Here is a 20,223-nt window from a genome sequence, read left to right on the forward strand (position 1 = left end):
AGGGCGTGCTGACCGGGCTCCTGACCGCCCTCGCCCTCGTCCTCGGGCTGTCCGGCCCGGGGGGTGGCGCGGACCGGCCGCTGCCCGACCCCGCTGCCGACGTCGACTACCAGCTCGGCGGGGCCCGGGCTGTCCCCGAGCGGGTCGGGACCGTCGTGCGCGACCGCACCGCGAAGCCGACCGACCGCTACGACGTCTGCTACGTCAACGCCTTCCAGACCCAGCCGGACGCCAAGCGCTTCTGGCGCCAGCACTGGCGCCTGGTGCTCAAGGACGACGGCGACCCGGTCGTGGACGGCGCCTGGGGCGAGTGGCTGCTCGACCTGAGGACGCCCGCCACGCGCCAGCGGCTGGCAGCGATCGTCGGCGACTGGATCGCGGAGTGCGGGGCCGACGGGTTCGACGCCGTCGAGCTGGACAACCTCGACTCGTTCTCCCGCAGCCACGGGCTGCTGGACCGGGGGGACGCGCTCGCGTACGCCCGGCTGCTCGTGGGGCGCGCCCACGGCGCCGGCCTGGCGGTGGCGCAGAAGAACCTCGCCGGCTTCGACGGCACCCGGATCGGTTTCGACCTCGTGGTGGCCGAGGAGTGCGGGCGCTACGACGAGTGCATGGCCTACACCGACGACTTCGGGGACGCGGTGCTGGCGGTCGAGTACCGCGCGAAGGACTTCCGCCGCACCTGCCGCGACGTCGGCGCCCGGGTGCCGGTGGTGCTGCGTGACCGCGACGTCACGCCGGGGGCGTACGCCGGTTCTGCTGAGGCGGCTCAGTCGTCGGACGACCGGCGGGCGCGGTAGGCCGCGACCGCGTTGCGGTTGCCGCAGGCGGTGGAGCAGAAGCGGCGCGACCGGTTGCGCGACAGGTCGAGCACCACGCCCTGACAGGTGTCGTCGGCGCAGACCCCGAGCCTGCTCATCTCCTCGGCCCGGACCACGTCGACCATCGCCATCGCCGTCTCCGCCAGGATCCGGGTGACCAGGGTGGTGTTGGAGTCCACGCAGTGCAGGTGCCAGTCGTAGCCCTCGTGGCGCACCAGCTGGGGCAGTGCCCTGGTCTCGGCCAGCATCGCGTTGACGAGCCCGACGGCCTCGTCGCGCTCGGCGACGAGCAGCTGGCGGAGCCGCGGCCGCAGCGCGCGCACCTCGGCCAGCTCGGCCTCGTCGGCGTCGTGCCTGCCGCTGTAGCCGAGGTCGTCGAAGAGGGCCGTCAGCTCGGCGACGGTCTCGAGGGTGTCCGGCTCGAGCGCGGTGTTGGCCAGCAGCACGGCGGCCTGGAGGGCGACCTCGGTGTCATGGGCGAAAACCATGTTGACAGGTTACCGCACTCAGTCGTAGCGTCATGTCCCATGACGACGATGACTCATGACGCACCGCAGGGGGTGCACGGCTCCCGGATGTCCGGCGGACTGGTGATCGCCCTGGTCTCGGCCCTGAGCTTCGGCCTCTCCGGTGCCGTGGGTCGCGGGCTGCTCGACGCCGGCTGGAGCTCCGGCGCGGTCACCCTGGTGCGGGTCGGGCTCGGCGCCGCGATCGTGCTGCCGATCGGGGTCCGGGCGCTGCACGGTCGGTGGCACCTGTTGCGGCGCAGTGCCGGCACCGTCGTGGCGTACGGCGTGCTCGGCGTCGCCGGGGCGCAGTTCTGCTACTTCTCGGCCATCCAGTACATGCAGGTCGGGCCGGCGCTGATGATCGAGTACACCGGCCCCGCCGCCGTCGTGGTCTGGATGTGGCTGCGCCACGGCCAGCGGCCCTCGCGGCTGACGTTCGCCGGTGCCGCCGTCGCGGGCGTCGGCCTCGTCCTGGTCCTCGACGTCGTCTCCGGCACCGACGTGAGCCTGGTCGGCGTGCTCTGGGCGCTCGGCGCGATGGTCGGCCTCGCGGCGTACTTCGTCATCTCCGGCTCCCACGACAACGGGTTGCCGCCGATGAGCCTGGCCGCGGGCGGCCTGGTCGTCGGCGGTGTGCTGCTCGGGGTGCTCGGGCTGGTCGGCCTGCTGCCGATGACCGGCACCACCGCCGACGCGGTCTACGACGGCCGCGCGGTGGACTGGTGGGTGCCGCTGGTCGTGCTCGGCGTCTTCAGCGCCGCGGTCGCCTACGTCACCGGCATCGAGGCCAGCCGCCGGCTCGGCTCGCGCCTGGCCTCGTTCGTCGGGCTCACCGAGGTGCTGGCCGCCGTCGCCTTCGCCTGGCTGCTGCTGGACGAGCTGCCGGGCCCGCTCCAGCTGGCCGGCGGCGTCCTGGTGCTGGCCGGCGTGGTCGTGGTCAAGCTCGGCGAGCAGGACGTCGCCGCGGTCGTCGACCGGCCGGAGCCGACGCCGGCCTAGGCGCCGGAAGCGTCACCTCGGGTGTCCGCGAGCGTCGGCGAATTCATGGGGTGGTCGCAACACCTGGCTTGTGGTCGGTCAGCAGGTTAGCGAAGACCTCTGCCGGTGTGAGGAACTTGAGTCGCTTACGAGGGCGGTTGTTGAGCTCCTTGGCCACCAGGGCCAGGTCATCGTGGGTGTGGACCGAGAGATCGGTGCCTTTGGGCAGGTACTCACGGATCAGGCCGTTGGTGTTCTCGTTGCTCGGGCGCTGCTGAGGGCTGTAGGGATCAGCGAAGTAGACATCGATCCCGCTCGCTGCAGCGAAGTCGGCATGGCGGGCCATCTCGACACCACGGTCCCAGGTCAGGGTCTTGGCGAACCAGGCCGGCAGCTTGCCCATCTCCTGGGCCAGCGCGGCCGCGACCTTGTCCGCAGCCCACCCCTCGGGCAGGTGGACCAGAGTCAGGTACCCCGAGTGCCGCTCGACCACGGTGGCCACCGCAGAGTTCGAAGCCGTCGAGCCCTTGATCAGGTCGCCCTCGTGGTGCCCGGGCACCAACCTGCCCTTGACCTCCTCGGGCCGCTGATGGATCGAGACCGCCCCGACGATCCGCTCGTGCTTGTTGATGCGCTGCCCACGCGCACGGCGATGGGTCCTGCCGCTGCGTAGGTGCGACTTCAGCTCCCGGGTCAGCTCCCCGCGGGGATAGACGTACAAGGACTGGTAGATCGTCTCGGGGCTGATCCGCATGGACTCATCGTGGGGGAAACGCACCTGCAACCGCCCACTGATCTGCTCAGGTGAGAGCCGATGTTTGAGCATGTACCGCACCCAGGCAGCCAGCCGCGGGTCCGAGGCGATCTTGGAGGCCTTCGGTCGCCGCTGACGCTCCCAGGCCCGGGTATGGGCCGGGTGGGGCAGGTAGTGACCGGTCTTGTCATGGACGTTGCGGCGCAGCTCACGGCTGATCGTCGAGGGCGAGCGCCCCAGCCGCCGGCCAATCGCGCGCACCGAGATCCCGCCATCGTGGAGCCGGGCGATCTCACACCGCTCGTCCTGGCTGAGGTAACGCGGGCCGTACTCGGCTGCTGCTGGTCTGGGCACACCACCGAGCCTGGCCAGCATCCGCTGCACGGTCCGCACCGACACACCCGAACACTGTGCGATCACCTTCTGCTGCACACCACGACGCAACAAACAATGGATCAGATCAACCTGCTCGACAGCCATCGGCGGAGTAGGCACGTTCTTCCCCTAGTCATCAGGGGTGTTGCGACATTCCTCTGAACCCGCCGTCATCTCGGCTGTCCGGAAGCGTCATCTCGGCTAGCGAGCGTCCTGGCGGCGCTGGACGACCTCGCGCAGGATGAGCATCACCGCGGCGGCCATCGGGATCGCCAGCAGCGCCCCGACCACCCCCAGCAGGGTCGCACCGACCAGGGCCGCGATCACCGCGACCGCGCCGGGGATGTCGACCGAGCGGGACATCACGCGGGGGTAGACCACGTAGTTCTCGAGCTGCTGGTAGATCAGGAAGAAGATGACGCACGCGACGCCGGTGCGGACGTCGGTGGCGAAGCCGATCGCGCTGACCACGACCGCGCCGAGGGTGGCGCCGATCATCGGGATGACGTCGAGCAGCGCCACCACGAACGCCAGCGCCACGGCGTACTCGGCCAGGCCGACCAGGAGCAGGAAGACCAGGGAGACCAGGCCGGCTGTCAGCGCGACCACGAACGCACCGCCGACGTAGCCGCCGATGTCGGCCACGACGCGGTCGCCGAGCCGGCTGAACCGTTCGCGGCGCGAGGCCGGCACCAGGCCGTAGAGCGACCGCTTCGTGCGGTGCAACGACGCCAGGAAGTACAGCGTCAGGACGAGCACGATGAAGACGTTGAACAGCGAGCTGAGCACCCGCATCCCGAACCCCAGGACGCCCCCGAAGACCGGGCCGACGAAGTCCCCGTCGGCGATGTAGCCCTGGACGTTGCCGATGATGTCGTACTCGTCGTCGAGGGCCTGGATGCGCGGGCTGCCCTGGAGCCGGTCGAGCCACCCCGGGGCGCTGGTGGTGATCGCCACGACCTGGTCGGCGATGACGGGCACGATCGCGAGCACGAACAGCGACAGCACGCCGATCACGCCGACCGTCACCACCAGCACGGAGGGTCCGCGGCGCACGCCGTGCCGCTCCAGCCACTCGACGATCGGGTTCAGACCGGCGGCGAGGAAGAGCGAGACGACGACCAGGACCAGCACGGACTGGATCGTGTAGAGCGCGAATCCCAGCAGCAGGGCGGTCAGCAGACCGAGGCCGCCGACCAGCCCGACGTAGAACGGCGAGTGCCGCTCGAAGGGGCGGCCCGGCTCGCCGAGGGTGCGCACGGCCAGCGCCTCGGCCCCGCTCACGTCCTCGGTCGGGGCCTCGGTCGGGTCCTGGGTCGGGTCCGGCGCCTCGTCGGCGCCTGCCGGGGGAGCGGGGGACCCGCCCGCGGCGTCCTGGCCGGGCGACGCGGACGGGTCCAGGGTCACGACTTCTTCGTGCTCCCGGCTGCGGGGGTCGCGGGAGCGGCCTGCTCGGCGGCCGGGGTCTCGTCGTCGTCGGAGAACCCGGAGATGACGTCGCGCAGCGAGGCCAGCTGGGCGGTGATCGCGTCGCGGCGCTTGCTGAGCCGGCTGACCTCCATCTTCAGCGTCTCGACCTGGCGCTCGAGGTCGGCGTCGCCGGCGGCGCGCACCGAGTCGGCCTGGCTGCGGGCCGCGGCCACGACCTGCTCGGCCTCGCGGCGCGCCCGGTGGAGCAGCGCCTCCGCGTCCTTCTGCGACGAGGCGCGGTGCTCGGTCGTCTGGCGGGTGGCCTGGGCGGCGCGCTGCTCGGCGGCGTTCGCGCGCTCCTCGGCCTCCTCGACCAGCCGGCGGGTCTCGGCCGTCGCGCTGTTGTGGTGGTCGGTGGCCTCGCGGGCCAGCCGCTCCTTCTCGACCGCCAGCGCGCGACGGGCCTCCTGGACCTCGCGGTCGGCGCCGGCACGGGCCTGCTCGGCCTCCCGGGTCGCCGCGGTCCGCAGCTCGCCGGCCTCCTGCTGGGCGGCCAGGCGGACCTGGTCGGCCTCCCGCTTGGCGGCGGCCACCAGGTCGGCGGCCTCGGCGCGGGCCAGGTTGCGCTCCTGCTCGGCGTCGGCGGTCATCCTCGACCGGGTCTCGTCGAGCTCCCCGATCTGCACGGTGCGCATGTCCTCGGCCTCGCGGGCGGCCTCGGCGCGGATGGCCTCACCGTTGCGGGCGGCCTGCTCGCGGATGTCGTGGGCGTCCTTGAGGGCCTGCTCGCGGATCTCGTCGGCCTCCTCCTCGGCCAGGCGGAGCAGGGCGCTGGCGCGGCCGCCGAGCCCGGAGTAGGACGGGGTGCGCTGCTCGGCGAGCTCCTCGCGCGCGGCGGCGAGGTCGGCCTGCAGGGTGCCGAGCTGCTGCTCGGCCCGCGCCAGGCCCGACGTGGCGGCAGCGTGCTCGGTGACCAGGCGACCGACCTGCAGGTCGACGGCGTCCTTGTCGTAGCCGCCACGCCGCACCGCCGGGAAGGTCGGTCGGGCGGGCGGGGCGGTCCGGCCCGCGGGCGCGGGCGCGGTGGGCCGCGACGTCGGGGCCGCGGTCGCCTGCTGGGCGCCCGTCGGGGTCTGGTCGGCGGTGGGCCGGGAGGCCCGGACCGCCGGGATCCGCTGCGTGGACTCGACGTCGGGCGCGTTGTCGGCGCGTCCGGGACCCTCCGGGGGGCCCTGGTCGACGTCGGGCTCCTGGTCGAAGATGGACAGTCCCTGGTCGCTCATCTGGCAGCACCTCTTGTCAGCGTCGTGGCGCGGACCGGCCCGCCCGCAGACCCCATGATGCGGGATCGGGCCCGACCGCGCAGCCAGTGAGGCCCACGACACGCCCGGAGGAAAAGTCGCACCCGCCGAGCGGCGTGCGTCCGGTGCCGCCCCGACCTGCGCGGACGTCCGCCCGCGCGGCTCCCCGGGCGGCGACCACCCGGTCCGCGTCGTCTTGCCAGGCGGACCGGGTGGTCGTCGTCGGTGCTGCGGAGGGGGGTCAGACCCCGCGGAAGCGGTTGATCGCGGTGAGGTGCTGCTCGCGCATCTCGGGGTCGCGCACGCCCAGACCCTCCTCAGGGGCCAGGCAGAGCACGCCGACCTTGCCCTGGTGCAGGTTGTGGTGCACGTCCAGCGCGGCCTGGCCCACGTCCTCGAGGGCGTAGGTGCGCGACAGCGTGGGGTGGATCATCCCCTTCGCGATCAGCCGGTTCGCCTCGAACGACTCGCGGTAGTTGGCGAAGTGGCTGGAGATGATCCGCTTGAGGTTCATCCACAGGTAGCGGTTGTCGTACTCGTGCATGTAGCCCGACGTGGAGGCGCAGGTGGTGATCGTGCCGCCCTTGCGCGTCACGTAGACGCTCGCGCCGAACGTCTCGCGGCCCGGGTGCTCGAAGACGATGTCGATGTCCTCGCCGCCGGTCAGCTCGCGGATCTTCGAGCCCAGGCGCTTCCACTCCCGCGGGTCCTGGGTGTGCGGGTCCTTCCAGAACCGGTAGTCCTCCTCGGAACGGTCGATGACCAGCTCGGCACCCATGCTGCGGCAGATGTCGGCCTTCTCCGGGCTGGACACGACACAGACCGGGGTGGCGCCGCCGTTGAGGGCGTACTGCGTGGCGAAGCCGCCGAGACCGCCGGAGGCGCCCCAGATCAGCACGTTGTCGCCCTGCTTCATGTCGCCGCCGTTGCGCGAGACCAGCTGGCGGTAGGCGGTGGAGTTGACCAGCCCGGGGGAGGCGGCCTCCTCCCAGGTCAGGTGGGCCGGCTTGGGCATCAGCTGGTTGGCCTTGACCAGGGCGACCTCGGCGAGGCCGCCGAAGTTGGTCTCGAAGCCCCAGATCCGCTGCTCGGGGTCGAGCATCGTGTCGCCGTGGCCGTCGGGCGACTCGAGCTCGACCGACAGGCAGTGCGCGACGACCTCGCGGCCGGGCTCCCACAGGTGCACGCCGGGGCCGACGGCCAGCACGACGCCGGACAGGTCGGAGCCGACCACGTGGTACGGCAGGTCGTGGCGCTTCGAGAGCGGCGACATCCGGCCGTACCGCTCGAGGAAGCCGAAGGTCGAGACCGGCTCGAAGATCGAGGTCCACACGGTGTTGTAGTTGATCGCGGAGGCCATCACGGCCACCAGCGCCTCGCCCGGGCCGAGCTCGGGCAGCGGGACGTCGTCGAGGTGCAGCGAGCGGCGGGGGTCCTTCTCCTTCGCCGTCAGCCCCTCGAACATGTCCACCTCGTCCTTGTGGACCGTCACGCCCCGGTAGGACTCGGGCATGGTCAGGCTGGCGAAGTCACCGGTGGTGGCGTCACCGGCGGCGATCGCGTCGAGGATGTTCTGCACGGCGTCTCCTTGGCAGGGGGCGGGTCGGGGTGGGGCGAAGATACCCATGAGTAACCTGCGGGCGGCACCCGATGTGCCCTACGTCTCACCGACCCGGACGGCCCGATCCTGGCCCGACCAGGTTGGCGCCTCGTCGGTCGTGCCCTCGTCGAGCCGGGTCCGAAGTCCCTAGGGTGGCCCGATGACCAGCACGACCCCGGACGTACCGGCGACGTCCTCACGGGCGGCCCGCTCCGCCCTCCTCGGTGCGGTGTTCCTGATGGCGACGTCCGCGATCGGGCCCGGCTTCATCACCCAGACGGCCACCTACACGGTCTCGCTCGGCGCCGCGTTCGCCTGCGCCATCGCGATCTCGCTGCTCGTCGACGTGGCGGTCCAGATGAACGTGTGGCGCGTGATCGGGGTCAGCGGCCGACGCGCGCAGGAGCTCGGCAACGACGTGCTGCCCGGCGTCGGGTGGGTGCTGGCCCTGCTCGTGGTCTCGGGCGGCTTCGTGTTCAACATCGGCAACGTCGCCGGCAGCGGCCTCGGCACCCAGGCGATGCTGGGGGTGGAGCCGCGCGTGGGCGGGGCCGTCTCGGCGGCGCTGGCCGTCGCGGTCTTCCTGTCCCACCGGGCCGGGGTCGCCCTGGACCGGGTCGTGGTGGTGCTGGGGCTGCTGATGATCGTGGCCACGGGGGCCGTGGCGGTGACCTCCGCACCACCGGTCGGCGACGTGCTGCGTCAGACCGTCGCCCCGGACACCTTCGACGTGGTGGCCGTGACGACGATCATCGGCGGCACCGTCGGCGGCTACATCACCTACGCCGGCGCCCACCGCATGCTGGCCTCGGGGCGCACCGGGCCCGAGCACGCGGGGGCCGTGGCGCGCAGCTCGGTGGTCAGCATCCTGGTCACGGGTGCGATGCGGGTGCTGCTCTTCCTGGCCATCCTCGGCGTGGTCGCGGGGGGTGCGGAGCTGTCGACCGACGACCCGGCCGGGTCGGCCTTCGAGGCGGCCGCGGGCGCGGCCGGGCTGCGGGTGTTCGGGCTCGTGCTGTGGGCGGCCGCGCTGACCTCGATCATCGGCGCGGCCTACACCTCGGTCTCGTTCCTGACCACCGATCGGACCTCGGAGCGGAGGCGCTCGCTGCTGACCGTGGTCTTCATCGTGCTCAGCGCCGGCGTCTTCGTGGTCGTCGAGCAGGCGCCGACCACCCTGCTCGTCTTCGCCGGCACCTTCAACGGCCTGATCCTGCCGCTCGGCTTCGGGGTCCTGCTGTACGTCGCCTGGCGGCGACGCGACCTGCTGCGCGGCTACCGCTACCCGCGCTGGCTGCTCCTCGCCGGCGTCCTGGCCTGGCTGCTGACCCTCTACCTGGGCTACCAGGCCCTGGTGTCGCTGGGGGACCTGTGAGCGCCCGGGTGGACCTGAACGCCGACGTGGGCGAGGGCTTCGGCCGCTGGACGCTCGGCGACGACGAGGCCGTGCTGAGCCTGGTCAGCAGCGCCAACGTCGCCTGCGGCTTCCACGCCGGCGACCCGGTCACCCTGCGTCGCTGCTGCGAGCTGGCGGCGGCGCGCGGGGTGGTGGTCGGGGCGCAGGTCGGCTACCGCGACCTGGCCGGCTTCGGGCGGCGCTTCCTCGACGTCGACCCGGCCGAGCTGACCGCCGAGGTCGTCTACCAGGTCGGCGCGCTCGAGGCCCTGGCCCGGGTGGCCGGCACCCGGGTGGCCTACGTCAAGCCGCACGGTGCGCTCTACAACGCCACGGTGCACCACGCGGCGCAGGCCCGGGCCGTGGTCGAGGCCGTCGCGGCGTACGACCGGTCCCTGCCGCTGCTGGGCCTGCCGGGCTCGCTGCTGCTCGCCGAGGCCGAGCGGGCCGGGCTGCGCACGGTGCGGGAGGCCTTCGGCGACCGCGGCTACACGCCCGAGGGGACGCTCGTGCCGCGCTCGCAGCCCGGGGCGGTGCTGGAGGACCCCGACGAGGTCGCCGCGCGCGTGCTGCGGATGGTCCGGGAGGGCGAGGTGGTCGCCGTCGACGGCTCCGTGGTCGCGGTGGAGGCGGAGTCGGTCTGCCTGCACGGCGACAGTCCCGGCGCCGTCGCCATGGCCCGGGCCGTGCGTGCCGCCCTCGCCGACGCCGGCGTCGCCGTGACGGCCTTCGCGTGAGGGTGTGGACGTGAGGGTGCGGGCCTACGGCGACCGCGCCGTCCTGGTCGAGCTCGCCACGACCCAGGAGGCCGTGGACTGGGCGGCCGGGCTCGAGACCCTGCTCGGCAGCGCCGCCGGGGCCGGAGGGGCCGAGCAGCTGGAGCAGGTCGTGCCGGCCGCGCGCAGCGTGCTCGTGGTGGCACGCGACGGCGTCCCGGTCGTCGAGGTGCGCCGCCTCCTCGACCGCGTCGAGCCCCGTCCCGCCGCCGCGAGCGACGAGGGCGACGTCCTGGAGGTGCCGACGGTCTACGACGGCGAGGACCTCGCCGACGTCGCGTCGCTGACCGGTCTCACCGAGGAGCAGGTCGTGGCCGCCCACACCGGTCAGACCTGGCGGGTCGCCTTCGCGGGCTTCGCCCCGGGCTTCGGCTACCTGCTCGGGGAGGACGACCGGCTCCACGTCCCGCGTCGCGACGAACCGCGGACCCGGGTGCCGGAGGGGTCGGTGGGCCTGGCCGGGGCGTACTCCGGGGTCTACCCGACGGCGTCGCCCGGCGGGTGGCAGCTGCTCGGCCGTACGGACCTGGTCCTCTGGGACGTCGACCGCGACCCGCCCGCCCTGCTGCGCCCCGGTGTGCGGGTGCGGTTCGTCGACGTCGGCGGTGCCGCGGGCGGTGGCGGCGCGTGAGCGGCCTGCGCGTGCGCGCGACCGGCCCGCTGGCCCTGGTCGAGGACCTCGGACGACGCGGCCTCGCCGGCGTGGGCGTCGGCCGCTCGGGCGCCGCGGACCGGGGCGCGCTGCGCCTGGCCAACCGGCTGCTGGGCAACCCCGAGGGCGCTGCCGCGGTCGAGGTCCTCCTCGGCGGTCTCGAGGTCGAGGCGCTCGCCGACCTCGACGTCGTCGTCACCGGCGCACCCGCACCGGTGCTGCTCGACGGGCGCCCGGTCGGCTCGCACGCCCGGACCCGGGTGGCGGCCGGGTCGCGGCTGACGCTGGGGGTGCCGGGCACCGGCCTGCGGTCGTACCTGGCCGTGCGCGGGGGCCTCGACGTCCCGCCGGTCCTCGGCTCCGCCAGCCACGACGTGCTCGCCGGCCTCGGCCGGGCGCCGCTCGCGGCGGGGGACCTGCTCGAGGTGGGGGAGCCCGCCGGTCCGCTGCCGGCGACCCACGCCGCGCCGCCGCCGGGCGACGACGGGCGCGACGTGGTGCTGCGCGCCGTGCTGGGACCGCACGAGGACCGGGTCGTCGACGTCGCGCCCCTGGCCACCGGCTGGTGGGAGGTCAGCGAGCGCAGCAACCGGGTCGGCGCCCGGCTGCAGGGCGAGGGACTGGTGGCGACCGACGACGAGCAGCTGCCCAGCGAGGGCACCTGGCGGGGCGCCGTGCAGGTGCCTCCCGGTGGCGAGCCCGTGCTGTTCCTCGCCGACCACCCGGTGACCGGGGGCTACCCGGTGGTGGCCGTGGTGGTCGACGCCGACGTGGACCGGGCCGCGCAGCTGCGCCCGGGGCAGCGCGTACGCCTGCGCTGGGTCACCGCCTGAGGAGCTCCACCGCGGGACCCCTGACACCTGTCACCCTCGGGTCGTGACGTCGGGCGCATCCGCCGACGGTCGCCGGCGTCCAGGCTGGGGCCATGACCACTTCAGCGGACACCGGTCCGGCGCCGGTGATCGACCTGCACGGGCTGCGACAGACGTTCTCGACCCGTGCCGGCGAGGTGGTCGCCGTCGACCACCTGGACCTCCGGGTGGGGGTCGGCGAGGTCGTGGCGCTCCTGGGGCCCAACGGCGCCGGCAAGACCACGACCCTCGACGTCGTCCTCGGGCTGACCGAGCCCGGCGGCGGCACCGCGCGGGTGCTCGGGCTCCCGCCCCGGCAGGCGGTGCAGCAGGGCCGGGTCTCCGCGGTCTTGCAGACGGGAGGCCTGCTGGCCGACCTCACGGTGGGGGAGACCCTGCGCTACGTCGCCGCGACCTACCCCTGCCCCCGGGCCGGATCGAGGAGGTGGTCGAGCGGGCCGGTCTCGGCGACCTGGTCCGGCGGCGGGTCAGCCGGTGCTCCGGCGGGGAGCAGCAGCGTCTCCGCTTCGCCCTGGCCCTGCTGCCCGACCCCGAGCTGCTGGTCCTCGACGAACCGACCGCCGGGATGGACGTGGCGGCCCGACGCGCCTTCTGGGCGACCATGCACGAGGAGGCCCGCCGCGGCAGGACGGTCGTCTTCGCCACCCACTACCTGGAGGAGGCCGACGCCTTCGCCGAGCGGATCGTCCTGGTGGCCCGCGGACGGGTGGTGGCGGACGGTCCCACCCACGAGGTCCGCGCCCGCGCCCTCGGCCGCGTGGTGTCCGCCGCGGTGCCCGACCTCGCCGCCGCGACCCGACGGCTCGACGGCCTCGGCGAGGTGAGCGCCGACGGCGGGCGCGTGCGGGTGCGTACCGGGCACTCCGACGCCGTCGCCCTCGCCCTGCTCACCGAGCTCGGCGGCCACGACCTCGAGGTGGCCGGAGCCTCGCTCGAGGACGCGTTCCTGCAGCTCACCGCCGACCCGACCGTCCCCACCGTCCCCGCCGTCCCGCAGGAGGAGACCCGATGACCACGATGCTGCGCCTCGAGCTGCTCCGCCTGCTGCGCGACCCGGTGACGGTGTTCTTCACCGCGCTGCTCCCGGCGTTCTTCTACGTCGTCTTCGGCGCCGCGCAGGACTTCGGCGACCAACGCGTCGGCACCGGCAACGTCGCGATGAGCGTGATGATCGCGATGGCGGCCTACGGGGCGGTGAGCGCGACGATCGGCATCGGCGGCGCCGCCGCGGTCGAGCGGTCCCAGGGGTGGGGGCGCCAGCTCGGGCTGACGCCGCTGGAGGACCGGACGCACGTCGCGGTCAAGGTGGTCCTGGCGGTGCTCGTGGCCTGCGTCCCGATCGCCCTGGTCTACGCGATCGGCGCGGTCACCGGCGCCGAGGGGTCCCTGGCCGCCTGGGGCCTCAGCGCGGTGGTGCTGGTCCTCGGTGCGGCGGTGTTCTCGCTGTACGGCCTCTGTTTCGGCCTGGCGTTCCGCTCCGAGGCCGCCGTGGCCGGCGCGGGCGGCTCCGTGGTGGTGCTCGGGTTCCTCGGCAACATCTTCTTCCCGCTCTCCGGGGTGCTGCTCGAGGTGGCCAGGTGGACCCCGCTCTACGGGTACGCCTCCCTGGCCCGGTACCCGCTGACCGAGGGCACGCTCTACGCCGCCGACGGGACCGTGTCCAGCGAGGCGCTGTGGGTCCCGCTCGTTAACGTGGCCGGGTGGTGGGCGGTGCTGGCGCTGGTGGCGACCTGGTTGGTGCGTCGCGGCCGGGCCCGCCCGTGAGCGGCCCGGGGCCGGCCGCCGACCCCTGGCAGCGGTACGGCTGGCTGCTGTGGTCGGTCTGGCTGGTGTTCCTGGTCTTCCCGCTCAGCGCCGCCCTCGTGGCCGAGCGCCCCGGGTGGGTCCGGGTGGTCGCGGTCGTCGCGGTGCTCGGGTTCGCCGCGACGTACGTCGTCGCCACCCTGCGGCTCTCCCGGCGCGGCGCGGGCCTGGGGGAGGCGGCCGTGGTGCTCGCGGTGCTGGTCGGCCTGGGGCTGGCGATGGTGCCCGCGATCGGCCTGCAGGCCATCTCGGTGGTGCCCTTCCTGCAGAGCTTCACCATGTTCGCGCTGCCCCGGCCGTGGTGCTGGGTCGCCGCGGGTCTCGCGGTGGCCTCGACGGTGGCGCTGCCGCTCGCGGCCGGCGAGGAGCAGGCGTTCTACTTCACCCTGGTCGTGCTCGGCGCCGCGGCCGGCACCGGCGCCGGGCGGCTGATGTCGGACCACGCCGCGGAGTACGCCCGGGTCAGCGACCAGCTGACCGTCACCGCGGAGCGCGAGCGGCTGGCCCGCGACGTCCACGACCTGCTGGGGCACAGCCTGACCGTGGTCACGGTCAAGGCCGAGCTGGCCGAGCGGATGGTCCGGCTCGACCCGGGGCGTGCGGAGTCCGAGCTGCAGGAGATCCGTGCCCTGACCCGCGAGGCGCTCGCCGACGTACGGGCCACCGTCGGGGGCCTGCGCGCAGCCCGCCTCGACGACGAGCTGAGGGGCGCTGCTGCCGCCCTCGGCGACGCGGGCCTCGCCGCGAGCGTGCCCGCCGACGCCGCCGTGCTCGACCCGCGCCGCCGCCCGGTCGCGGGCTGGGTGCTGCGCGAGGCCGTCACCAACGTGATCCGCCACAGCGGCGCGACCCGCTGCCGGGTCGAGCTGGGGCCGCACCTGCTGCGCGTGGTGGACGACGGGTGTGGCCTCCCCGCGGGCGACGACGGACCCGGAACCGGGCCCGGGCACGGGCTGCGCGGTCTGCGGGAGCGCGTCGAGCAGTCCGGCGGCACCCTCGGCCTCGGCCCCGGTGACGACGGGCGCGGCACCGCGGTGCAGGTGACCTGGTGAGCGCCCCGGTCCGGCTGCTGCTGGCCGACGACCAGGCGCTGGTGCGCGGGGCGCTGGCCGCCCTGCTGGGTCTCGAGCCCGACCTCGAGGTCGTCGCCGAGGTGGGTCGGGGCGACGAGGTCCTGGCCGCGGTCGCCGAGCACCGCCCCGACGTCTGCCTGCTCGACATCGAGATGCCGGGTCTCGACGGCATCGAGGTCTGCCGCCGCCTGCGGGCGGACCTGCCTCCGGGCCTCGCCCCGCGGGTGCTGGTGGTGACCACCTTCGGCCGCGCCGGCTACCTCCGACGGGCGCTGGAGGCCGGCGCGTCCGGCTTCGTCGTCAAGGACACCCCCGCCGCCGAGCTGGCCGACGCGGTCCGCCGGGTGCACGCCGGGCTGCGGGTGGTCGACCCGGTCCTGGCCACGACGTCGCTGGTCGAGGGGTCCAGCCCGCTCACCGAGCGGGAGACCGAGGTGCTGCGGCTCGCCCTCGACGGCGCCACGGTGGCCGCGGTCGCCGGACGACTGCACCTGTCGTCGGGCACCGTGCGCAACCACCTGTCCGCGGCCATCGGCAAGACCGGCACCCGTACCCGGGTCGAGGCGGCGCGGGTGGCCCGGGAGCGGGGTTGGCTCTGAACCGGCCCCGGACCGGGCCCGCGTCCGGTCAGGTCCGGGCCGGCTCGACCAGCTCGACGAGGATCCCGCCGGCGTCCTTGGGGTGGATGAAGTTGACCCGCGAGTCCGAGGTGCCACGTCGCGGGGCGTCGTAGAGCAGGCGGAGACCGCGCTCGCGGAGCACGTCGCTGACGACGTCGAGGTCCTCGACGCGGTAGGCGACCTGCTGCACGCCGGGGCCGTTGCGGTCCAGGAACTTCGCGATCGTCGACGACGGGCTGAGCGGGGCGAGCAGCTGCAGGCGCTGGTCGGAGTCACCCACGGCGACCATGGCCTCGCGCACGCCCTGCTCCTCGTTGACCTCCTCGTGCACCGTGTGCATCCCGAAGGTCGCGGCGTAGAACTCCTTGGCCTCGTCGAGGTCGGCCACGGCGATGCCGACGTGGTCGATCGCGGTGAACAGGTGCTGGGGTAGCTCCACGGGTGCGCTCATGGCGCCCATCAAGGCACGCGCCCCGGTGGGCCGCAAGGGCGTACGTCCGGCCACGGCGTGTGACGCTCGCCTCACGGCGCCGACGACCTCGGACCCTCGATCCCGGAGGCGGGGGCTGGGTAGGGTCGCTCTGACACCGATCCACCCGACCACCCGGCCCTCGCGGGCCTGCCGCAGGAGGCTCCCATGTCCGGATCCGTCATCGTCGCCGGAGCACGCACGCCGATCGGTCGCCTGCTCGGCGGCCTGAAGTCCCTGTCGGCCGCCGACCTCGGGGCGTGGCGATCAAGGGCGCCCTGGACAAGGCCGGCGTCGGCGGCGACCAGGTCGACTACCTGATCATGGGCCAGGTCATCCAGGCCGGGGCCGGGCAGAACCCGGCGCGGACGGCGGGGATCGCCGCCGGCCTGCCGCTCTCGCTGCCGTCGATCACCGTGAACAAGGTCTGCCTCTCGGGCCTGAACGCGATTGCCACGGCCGACCAGATGATCCGCGCCGGCGAGGCCGACGTGATCGTGGCCGGCGGGATGGAGTCGATGACCAACGCGCCGCACCTGCTGCCGAAGTCGCGGGAGGGCTTCAAGTACGGCGACACCACGCTGGTCGACTCGATGGCCTACGACGCGCTGTACGACCAGACCACCCAGCAGGCGATGGGGGCGCTGACCGAGCAGTGCAACGCCGCCGGGACGCAGCTCACCCGCGAGCAGCAGGACGAGTTCGCCGCCGCGTCGCACCAGAAGGCCGCCGCCGCGTGGAAGAACGGCGTCTTCGACGACGAGGTCGTCCCGGTCTCGATCCCGCAGCGCAAGGGCGACCCGGTCGTGGTCGGCCAGGACGAGGGCGTGCGGGGTGACACCACGGCGGAGTCGCTGGGCCGGCTGCGCCCGGCCTTCGCCAAGGACGGCACCATCACCGCCGGCAGCGCCTCGCAGATCTCCGACGGCGCCTGCGCCGTGGTCGTGATGAGCAAGGCCAAGGCCGAGGAGCTCGGCCTGGAGTGGCTGGCCGAGATCGGCGCGCACGGCATGGTCGCCGGCCCCGACTCCACCCTGCAGCTGCAGCCGGCCAACGCCACCGCGAAGGCGTGCGCCAAGGAGGGCATCAGCCCGGCCGACCTCGACCTCGTGGAGTTCAACGAGGCCTTCGCCGCCGTCGGCATCGACTCGGCCCGGGCGCTCGAGATCGCCGAGGACAAGGTCAACGTCAACGGCGGCGCGATCGCGCTGGGCCACCCCGTGGGCATGTCCGGCGCGCGCCTGGTGCTCCACCTCGCGCTCGAGCTCAAGCGCCGCGGCGGCGGCACGGGTGCGGCGGCGCTCTGCGGCGGCGGCGGCCAGGGCGACGCCCTGATCGTGAAGGTGCCCACTGCCTGAGACGTCGCGCGTCGGCCCCCGCCCCCGTGGCGGGGGCCGACGCGCGCCCGACGTGGCCGCGCTGGTCGCCGGCGCCCGTGAGGGCGACCAGCGCTGCGTGGCCCGGCTGGTCTCGCTGGTCGAGGACGCCTCGCCGCTGCTGCGCGAGGTGATGGCGGCGCTGGCGCCGCTGACCGGCCGCGCGCACGTGGTCGGCCTGACCGGGCCGCCGGGCGTGGGCAAGTCGACGACGACCGACGCCCTGGTCCGCCGGCTCCGTGCCGCGGGTCGGCGGGTCGGCGTGCTGGCGGTCGACCCGTCCTCGCCGTTCTCCGGCGGCGCGCTGCTCGGCGACCGGGTCCGGATGGGCGACCACGCCCTCGACCAGGGGGTCTACATCCGCTCGATGGCCTCCCGCGGCCACCTCGGAGGCCTGGCCTGGTCCACGCCGCAGGCACTGCGGGTCCTGGACGCCGCCGGCTGCGACGTGGTGCTCGTCGAGACCGTCGGCGTGGGCCAGAGCGAGGTGGAGGTCGCCGGGCTGGCCGACACCACGGTGGTGCTGCTCGCCCCGGGCATGGGCGACGGCGTCCAGGCCGCCAAGGCGGGCATCCTCGAGATCGGCGACCTCTACGTCGTGAACAAGGCCGACCGCGACGGCGCCGACCGGGTCCGCCGCGACCTCGAGGCCGCGCTCGGCCTGGCCGGCCTCGAGCCCGGCCGCTGGCGCCCGCCGGTGCTCGCCACCGTCGCCTCCCGCGACGAGGGCATCGACGCCGTCGTCGCCGCCCTCGACGAGCACCGGGCCGTCTCCGAGCGCTCCGGCGAGACCGAGCGCCGCCGGCTGCGCCGCGCGCGCGAGGAGGTCGAGGCGCTCGCGCTCACCACGCTGCGCGAGCGGTGGGAGTCAGCGTCCGGTCGGGGTGCGCCCGGGGAGGACCTGGACCGGCTCGCCGCCGGGGTCGCCGCCGGGCGGCAGGACCCGTACGCCGCCGCCGACGAGCTGCTCGCCGCCTGGGCGGCCTCCGCCCGTACGGCGGGCACCGCCGACCCCGCCTGACGCGCGCCTCCCACCTCCTCGTCCCCGCGGCTGCTAGGAAGGTCCTCGAGCCGTGCCCACCGGGGGCCGCCGACGTGGAGGATGCGCGCGATGAAGAAGGTCGGGCTGGTCCTGCTCGTGCTGTTCCTCGGGTTCTGGCTGCTCAACGACCCCCGCGGGATGGCCGACTCCAGCTCCGCCGCCGCCGGCGCGATCTGGGGCCTGACCGAGCAGGTCTTCACCTCCGCCATGGACTTCTTCGCCGAGGTGGCATAGGCCCGGTGGGTCTGCTCACCTCGGTCACCGACCCCAGGATCGGCCGCCACCTGCTCCGCGAGGAGGGGGAGGTGATCGTCGACGAGGTCCGGCGGCACTGGGTCGCCTACGTGCGTCCGGTCCTGGAGGCCGTGGTCGCGCTGGCCCTGCTCTGCACGGTCCCCTTCGTGCTGATCGACCTGGCCGGCCTCCTGATGGTCCTCGCGCTGCTGGTCCTGCTGCACGCCGCCTGGCTGGGGCTGGGCCACGCGCGGGACCGCTTCGTGATCACCAACATGCGGGTCTTCCGGGTGCACGGCGTGCTCTCGCAGCACCTCGCGACGATGCCGCTGGCCCGGATCCTCGACATCAGCGTCGTGAAGCCGCTGCACGGGCGGCTGCTCGGGTTCGGCCACTTCGTCTTCGAGTCCGCCGCCCAGGAGCAGGGCCTGCGCGACATCCGCTACGTCGGCGACCCCGACGCGCGCGACCTGGCGATCCAGCGGGTCGTGCAGCGCTCGGGCCTGCGCGGACGGATGGTCAACTGACGTGAGCCTGCCCTTCGACCCGATCGACGAGGCGGCGCGCCAGTGGGGCCGCCGCTGGGACGGCGTGCCCGCGATGCACGCGGTGACCTCGCTGATGCGCACCCAGCAGCTGGTCCTGGCCCGCCTCGACGCGCTGCTCAAGCCCCACGGACTGACCTTCGCCCGGTACGAGGCCCTGGTGCTGCTCGTCTTCTCCTCCCGCGGGTCGCTGCCGCTGGGCAAGATGGGCGAGCGGCTCCAGGTGCACCCCACCTCGGTCACCTCGATCGTGCGGCGGCTCGAGGACGCCGACCTGCTGGTGCGCCGCCCGCACCCCGACGACCGGCGCGCGGTGCTTGCCGAGATCACCGACGCGGGTCGCGCGGTGGTCGAGCGTGCGACCGCCGAGCTGGTCGCGGGCGACTTCGGTCTCGACGCGCTGGACCCCGAGGCCCTCGCCGACCTCTCCGCGCTGCTCCGCCCGGTCCGCGCCGCGGCCGGTGACTTCTGAGCCCCACCCCTGGCTGTAACGCTGTGTTACTTCCTCTGGTGCGGCGTCACGACGCCGCACTAGACGAAGTAACACAGCGTTACAGCGGGCGCGGGGGTGCGGGGCGGTGCCCGTCGCCGGGCCGGGACCGGCACTCCCTAGGATCGGGGGCATGACGCAGCAGCCGTTCAGCCGTCCCGGGGCCATCGACCTCTCCGCCCTCAAGCGCCCGGCGCCGACCGCACCCGCCGGTGCCGGTGCCGGTGCTGGTGCTGGTGCTGGTGGCGCCGGAGCGCCCGGCGCCCCGGCGGGCGGGCGACGCGCGTCGGCGTACGCCGTGGACGTCACCGAGGAGAGCTTCCAGGCCACGGTCGAGGCCTCGATGACCGCGCCGGTGCTGCTGGTGTTCTACAGCCCCAGCGAGTCGCCCGAGAGCGCGACCATGGCCGACGACGTCGCCGCCGCGGTCGACGACTACGACGGCCGCTTCCTGGCCGGGCTGGTCGACATCGACGCCTCCCCGCAGATCGCCCAGGCGATGCAGATCCCGCAGGTGCCGCTGCTGCTGGTCATCCTCGAGGGCCGTCCGGCCACCCAGCCGATCCCCGGCCTGCTCGGCGCCGACGAGCTGCGCACCCTGCTGCAGCAGCTCGGCCAGCAGCTGACCACCCAGGGCATCACCGGCCGCCACCAGCCCCGCGGCGGCGCCGCCGCCCCGGCCGACCCGGGAGCCGAGGAGGACGGCGACGCCGTCGACCCGCGCTTCGTCCCGGCCGAGGAGGCCCTGATGGCCGGTGACGCCGCCGGCGCGGTGGTGGAGTACCAGAAGCTGGTCGACGCCAACCCGGCCGACAGCGAGGCCGTCGCCGGGCTCGCCCGCGCGAAGATCCTCCAGCGCACCGACGGCGTGGACCTCGGCGAGGCCCGCGCCGCGGCGGCCGCGGCGCCCGACGACGTCGCCGCGCAGACCCTGGTCGCCGACCTCGACCTCGCCGGGGGGCACGTCGAGGACGCCTTCGCCCGCCTCGTCGAGCTCGTGCGCCGCACCGCCGGTGCCGAGCGCGACGCGGCCCGCGACCACCTGGTCGGGCTCTTCGCCGCGGTCGGCAACGCCGACCCGCGGGTGATGAAGGGCCGCCAGGCACTGGCGTCGGCGCTGTTCTGAC

The 20,223-nt window shown here is 74.3% G+C and carries 21 protein-coding genes and 2 pseudogenes; 17 read left to right on the forward strand and 6 right to left on the reverse strand.

What is annotated here, in order from left to right; genetic code table 11:
• Window positions 1–5 precede the first annotated feature (5 nt).
• On the forward strand, window positions 6–800 hold the full coding sequence (locus tag ENKNEFLB_RS09355) for an endo alpha-1,4 polygalactosaminidase (RefSeq protein ID WP_214058940.1): 795 nt from the start codon (window positions 6–8) through the stop codon (window positions 798–800).
• On the opposite strand, the gene ENKNEFLB_RS09360 is transcribed toward ENKNEFLB_RS09355, so the two are convergent.
• A complete protein-coding gene (locus ENKNEFLB_RS09360; protein ID WP_214058941.1) occupies window positions 770–1,309 on the reverse strand; it encodes a CGNR zinc finger domain-containing protein in 540 nt (179 codons plus the stop codon). The genes ENKNEFLB_RS09355 and ENKNEFLB_RS09360 overlap by 31 nt on opposite strands.
• Before the next feature lie 39 nt (window positions 1,310–1,348).
• Here ENKNEFLB_RS09360 and ENKNEFLB_RS09365 point away from each other — a divergent pair, with 39 nt between their 5' ends.
• Window positions 1,349–2,329 (forward strand): EamA family transporter, encoded by a 981-nt coding sequence (locus tag ENKNEFLB_RS09365; protein WP_214058942.1) that lies wholly within the window; start codon window positions 1,349–1,351, stop codon window positions 2,327–2,329.
• Window positions 2,330–2,372: 43 nt separating this feature from the next.
• On the opposite strand, the gene ENKNEFLB_RS09370 is transcribed toward ENKNEFLB_RS09365, so the two are convergent.
• The 4 genes from ENKNEFLB_RS09370 to ccrA form a co-directional block, all read right to left on the reverse strand.
• Window positions 2,373–3,542: an IS30 family transposase gene (locus tag ENKNEFLB_RS09370; RefSeq protein WP_420830527.1), complete on the reverse strand. Its 1,170-nt coding sequence runs from the start codon at window positions 3,540–3,542 to the stop codon at window positions 2,373–2,375.
• 96 nt (window positions 3,543–3,638) lie between these two features.
• Window positions 3,639–4,844 carry an AI-2E family transporter gene (locus ENKNEFLB_RS09375; RefSeq protein ID WP_214058943.1) on the reverse strand — a complete coding sequence of 402 codons (1,206 nt, stop codon included), beginning with the start codon at window positions 4,842–4,844 and terminating at the stop codon, window positions 3,639–3,641.
• The gene (locus ENKNEFLB_RS09380) at window positions 4,841–6,130 is read right to left on the reverse strand and encodes a coiled-coil domain-containing protein (RefSeq protein ID WP_214058944.1); all 1,290 of its coding nucleotides are present in this window, start codon (window positions 6,128–6,130) and stop codon (window positions 4,841–4,843) included. Before ENKNEFLB_RS09380 ends, ENKNEFLB_RS09375 begins: the two co-directional genes overlap by 4 nt.
• 259 nt (window positions 6,131–6,389) lie before the next feature.
• Window positions 6,390–7,727, reverse strand: coding sequence for a crotonyl-CoA carboxylase/reductase (gene ccrA / locus ENKNEFLB_RS09385; protein WP_214058945.1), 1,338 nt, complete (start codon window positions 7,725–7,727; stop codon window positions 6,390–6,392).
• A gap of 181 nt (window positions 7,728–7,908) precedes the next feature.
• On the opposite strand from ccrA, the gene ENKNEFLB_RS09390 reads away from it, so the two are divergent.
• The 9 genes and pseudogenes from ENKNEFLB_RS09390 to ENKNEFLB_RS09425 all read left to right on the forward strand — a co-directional run bounded on the left by ENKNEFLB_RS09390 (window position 7,909) and on the right by ENKNEFLB_RS09425 (window position 14,919).
• The gene (locus tag ENKNEFLB_RS09390; protein WP_214058946.1) at window positions 7,909–9,123 is read left to right on the forward strand and encodes an NRAMP family divalent metal transporter; all 1,215 of its coding nucleotides are present in this window, start codon (window positions 7,909–7,911) and stop codon (window positions 9,121–9,123) included.
• Entirely contained in the window at window positions 9,120–9,881 is a 762-nt protein-coding gene (locus tag ENKNEFLB_RS09395) for a LamB/YcsF family protein (RefSeq protein WP_246535930.1), read from the forward strand. Before ENKNEFLB_RS09390 ends, ENKNEFLB_RS09395 begins: the two co-directional genes overlap by 4 nt.
• A 10-nt stretch (window positions 9,882–9,891) precedes the next feature.
• The gene (gene pxpB / locus ENKNEFLB_RS09400) at window positions 9,892–10,551 is read left to right on the forward strand and encodes a 5-oxoprolinase subunit PxpB (RefSeq protein WP_214058947.1); all 660 of its coding nucleotides are present in this window, start codon (window positions 9,892–9,894) and stop codon (window positions 10,549–10,551) included.
• On the forward strand, window positions 10,548–11,405 hold the full coding sequence (locus tag ENKNEFLB_RS09405) for a 5-oxoprolinase subunit C family protein (RefSeq protein ID WP_214058948.1): 858 nt from the start codon (window positions 10,548–10,550) through the stop codon (window positions 11,403–11,405). Before pxpB ends, ENKNEFLB_RS09405 begins: the two co-directional genes overlap by 4 nt.
• Window positions 11,406–11,497: 92 nt before the next feature.
• Window positions 11,498–11,773 (forward strand): annotated as a pseudogene (locus tag ENKNEFLB_RS23015) (ATP-binding cassette domain-containing protein); the annotation flags it as partial.
• Window positions 11,774–11,868: 95 nt separating this feature from the next.
• Window positions 11,869–12,456 (forward strand): ATP-binding cassette domain-containing protein, encoded by a 588-nt coding sequence (locus tag ENKNEFLB_RS23020; protein WP_338040960.1) that lies wholly within the window; start codon window positions 11,869–11,871, stop codon window positions 12,454–12,456.
• Window positions 12,453–13,208: an ABC transporter permease gene (locus ENKNEFLB_RS09415; RefSeq protein WP_214058949.1), complete on the forward strand. Its 756-nt coding sequence runs from the start codon at window positions 12,453–12,455 to the stop codon at window positions 13,206–13,208. The genes ENKNEFLB_RS23020 and ENKNEFLB_RS09415 overlap by 4 nt, the downstream gene beginning before the upstream one ends.
• A complete protein-coding gene (locus ENKNEFLB_RS09420; RefSeq protein WP_214058950.1) occupies window positions 13,205–14,299 on the forward strand; it encodes a sensor histidine kinase in 1,095 nt (364 codons plus the stop codon). The genes ENKNEFLB_RS09415 and ENKNEFLB_RS09420 overlap by 4 nt, the downstream gene beginning before the upstream one ends.
• The gene (locus ENKNEFLB_RS09425; protein ID WP_214059399.1) at window positions 14,293–14,919 is read left to right on the forward strand and encodes a response regulator transcription factor; all 627 of its coding nucleotides are present in this window, start codon (window positions 14,293–14,295) and stop codon (window positions 14,917–14,919) included. Before ENKNEFLB_RS09420 ends, ENKNEFLB_RS09425 begins: the two co-directional genes overlap by 7 nt.
• 28 nt (window positions 14,920–14,947) lie before the next feature.
• Here the strand turns inward: ENKNEFLB_RS09425 and mce are convergent, their stop codons facing one another.
• Window positions 14,948–15,400, reverse strand: a complete 453-nt coding sequence (gene mce / locus ENKNEFLB_RS09430; RefSeq protein ID WP_420830537.1) for a methylmalonyl-CoA epimerase — start codon at window positions 15,398–15,400, stop codon at window positions 14,948–14,950.
• 177 nt (window positions 15,401–15,577) lie between these two features.
• Here mce and ENKNEFLB_RS09435 point away from each other — a divergent pair.
• The 6 genes and pseudogenes from ENKNEFLB_RS09435 to ENKNEFLB_RS09460 all read left to right on the forward strand — a co-directional run bounded on the left by ENKNEFLB_RS09435 (window position 15,578) and on the right by ENKNEFLB_RS09460 (window position 20,222).
• Window positions 15,578–16,767: pseudogene (locus ENKNEFLB_RS09435) on the forward strand (acetyl-CoA C-acetyltransferase).
• A 52-nt stretch (window positions 16,768–16,819) separates the two neighbouring features.
• The gene (gene meaB, locus ENKNEFLB_RS09440; RefSeq protein ID WP_214058952.1) at window positions 16,820–17,806 is read left to right on the forward strand and encodes a methylmalonyl Co-A mutase-associated GTPase MeaB; all 987 of its coding nucleotides are present in this window, start codon (window positions 16,820–16,822) and stop codon (window positions 17,804–17,806) included.
• A 90-nt stretch (window positions 17,807–17,896) separates the two neighbouring features.
• A complete protein-coding gene (locus ENKNEFLB_RS09445) occupies window positions 17,897–18,061 on the forward strand; it encodes a hypothetical protein (RefSeq protein ID WP_160006355.1) in 165 nt (54 codons plus the stop codon).
• A 5-nt stretch (window positions 18,062–18,066) separates the two neighbouring features.
• Complete coding sequence (locus ENKNEFLB_RS09450; RefSeq protein ID WP_214058953.1) at window positions 18,067–18,588, forward strand: PH domain-containing protein; 522 nt, start codon at window positions 18,067–18,069, stop codon at window positions 18,586–18,588.
• Between the two features lies 1 nt (window position 18,589).
• Entirely contained in the window at window positions 18,590–19,078 is a 489-nt protein-coding gene (locus ENKNEFLB_RS09455) for a MarR family winged helix-turn-helix transcriptional regulator (RefSeq protein ID WP_246535931.1), read from the forward strand.
• Window positions 19,079–19,229: 151 nt separating this feature from the next.
• The gene (locus tag ENKNEFLB_RS09460; RefSeq protein ID WP_214058954.1) at window positions 19,230–20,222 is read left to right on the forward strand and encodes a co-chaperone YbbN; all 993 of its coding nucleotides are present in this window, start codon (window positions 19,230–19,232) and stop codon (window positions 20,220–20,222) included.
• The last annotated feature ends 1 nt before the right edge of the window (window position 20,223 follow it).

It is taken from the genome of Nocardioides aquaticus (genome assembly GCF_018459925.1).
Classification (GTDB): Bacteria; Actinomycetota; Actinomycetes; order Propionibacteriales; family Nocardioidaceae; genus Nocardioides; species Nocardioides aquaticus.

Excerpts from the sequence above, each read along its gene's own strand:
- ENKNEFLB_RS09360 (WP_214058941.1), bottom strand. The coding sequence starts at position 1,309 with ATGGTTTTCGCCCATGACACCGAGGTCGCCCTCCAGGCCGCCGTGCTG.
- ENKNEFLB_RS09365 (WP_214058942.1), top strand. The coding sequence starts at position 1,349 with ATGACGACGATGACTCATGACGCACCGCAGGGGGTGCACGGCTCCCGG.
- ENKNEFLB_RS09370 (WP_420830527.1), bottom strand. The coding sequence starts at position 3,542 with ATGGCTGTCGAGCAGGTTGATCTGATCCATTGTTTGTTGCGTCGTGGT.
- ENKNEFLB_RS09380 (WP_214058944.1), bottom strand. The coding sequence starts at position 6,130 with ATGAGCGACCAGGGACTGTCCATCTTCGACCAGGAGCCCGACGTCGAC.
- ENKNEFLB_RS09390 (WP_214058946.1), top strand. The coding sequence starts at position 7,909 with ATGACCAGCACGACCCCGGACGTACCGGCGACGTCCTCACGGGCGGCC.
- ENKNEFLB_RS09415 (WP_214058949.1), top strand. The coding sequence starts at position 12,453 with ATGACCACGATGCTGCGCCTCGAGCTGCTCCGCCTGCTGCGCGACCCG.
- mce (WP_420830537.1), bottom strand. The coding sequence starts at position 15,400 with ATGGGCGCCATGAGCGCACCCGTGGAGCTACCCCAGCACCTGTTCACC.
- ENKNEFLB_RS09445 (WP_160006355.1), top strand. The coding sequence starts at position 17,897 with ATGAAGAAGGTCGGGCTGGTCCTGCTCGTGCTGTTCCTCGGGTTCTGG.
- ENKNEFLB_RS09460 (WP_214058954.1), top strand. The coding sequence starts at position 19,230 with ATGACGCAGCAGCCGTTCAGCCGTCCCGGGGCCATCGACCTCTCCGCC.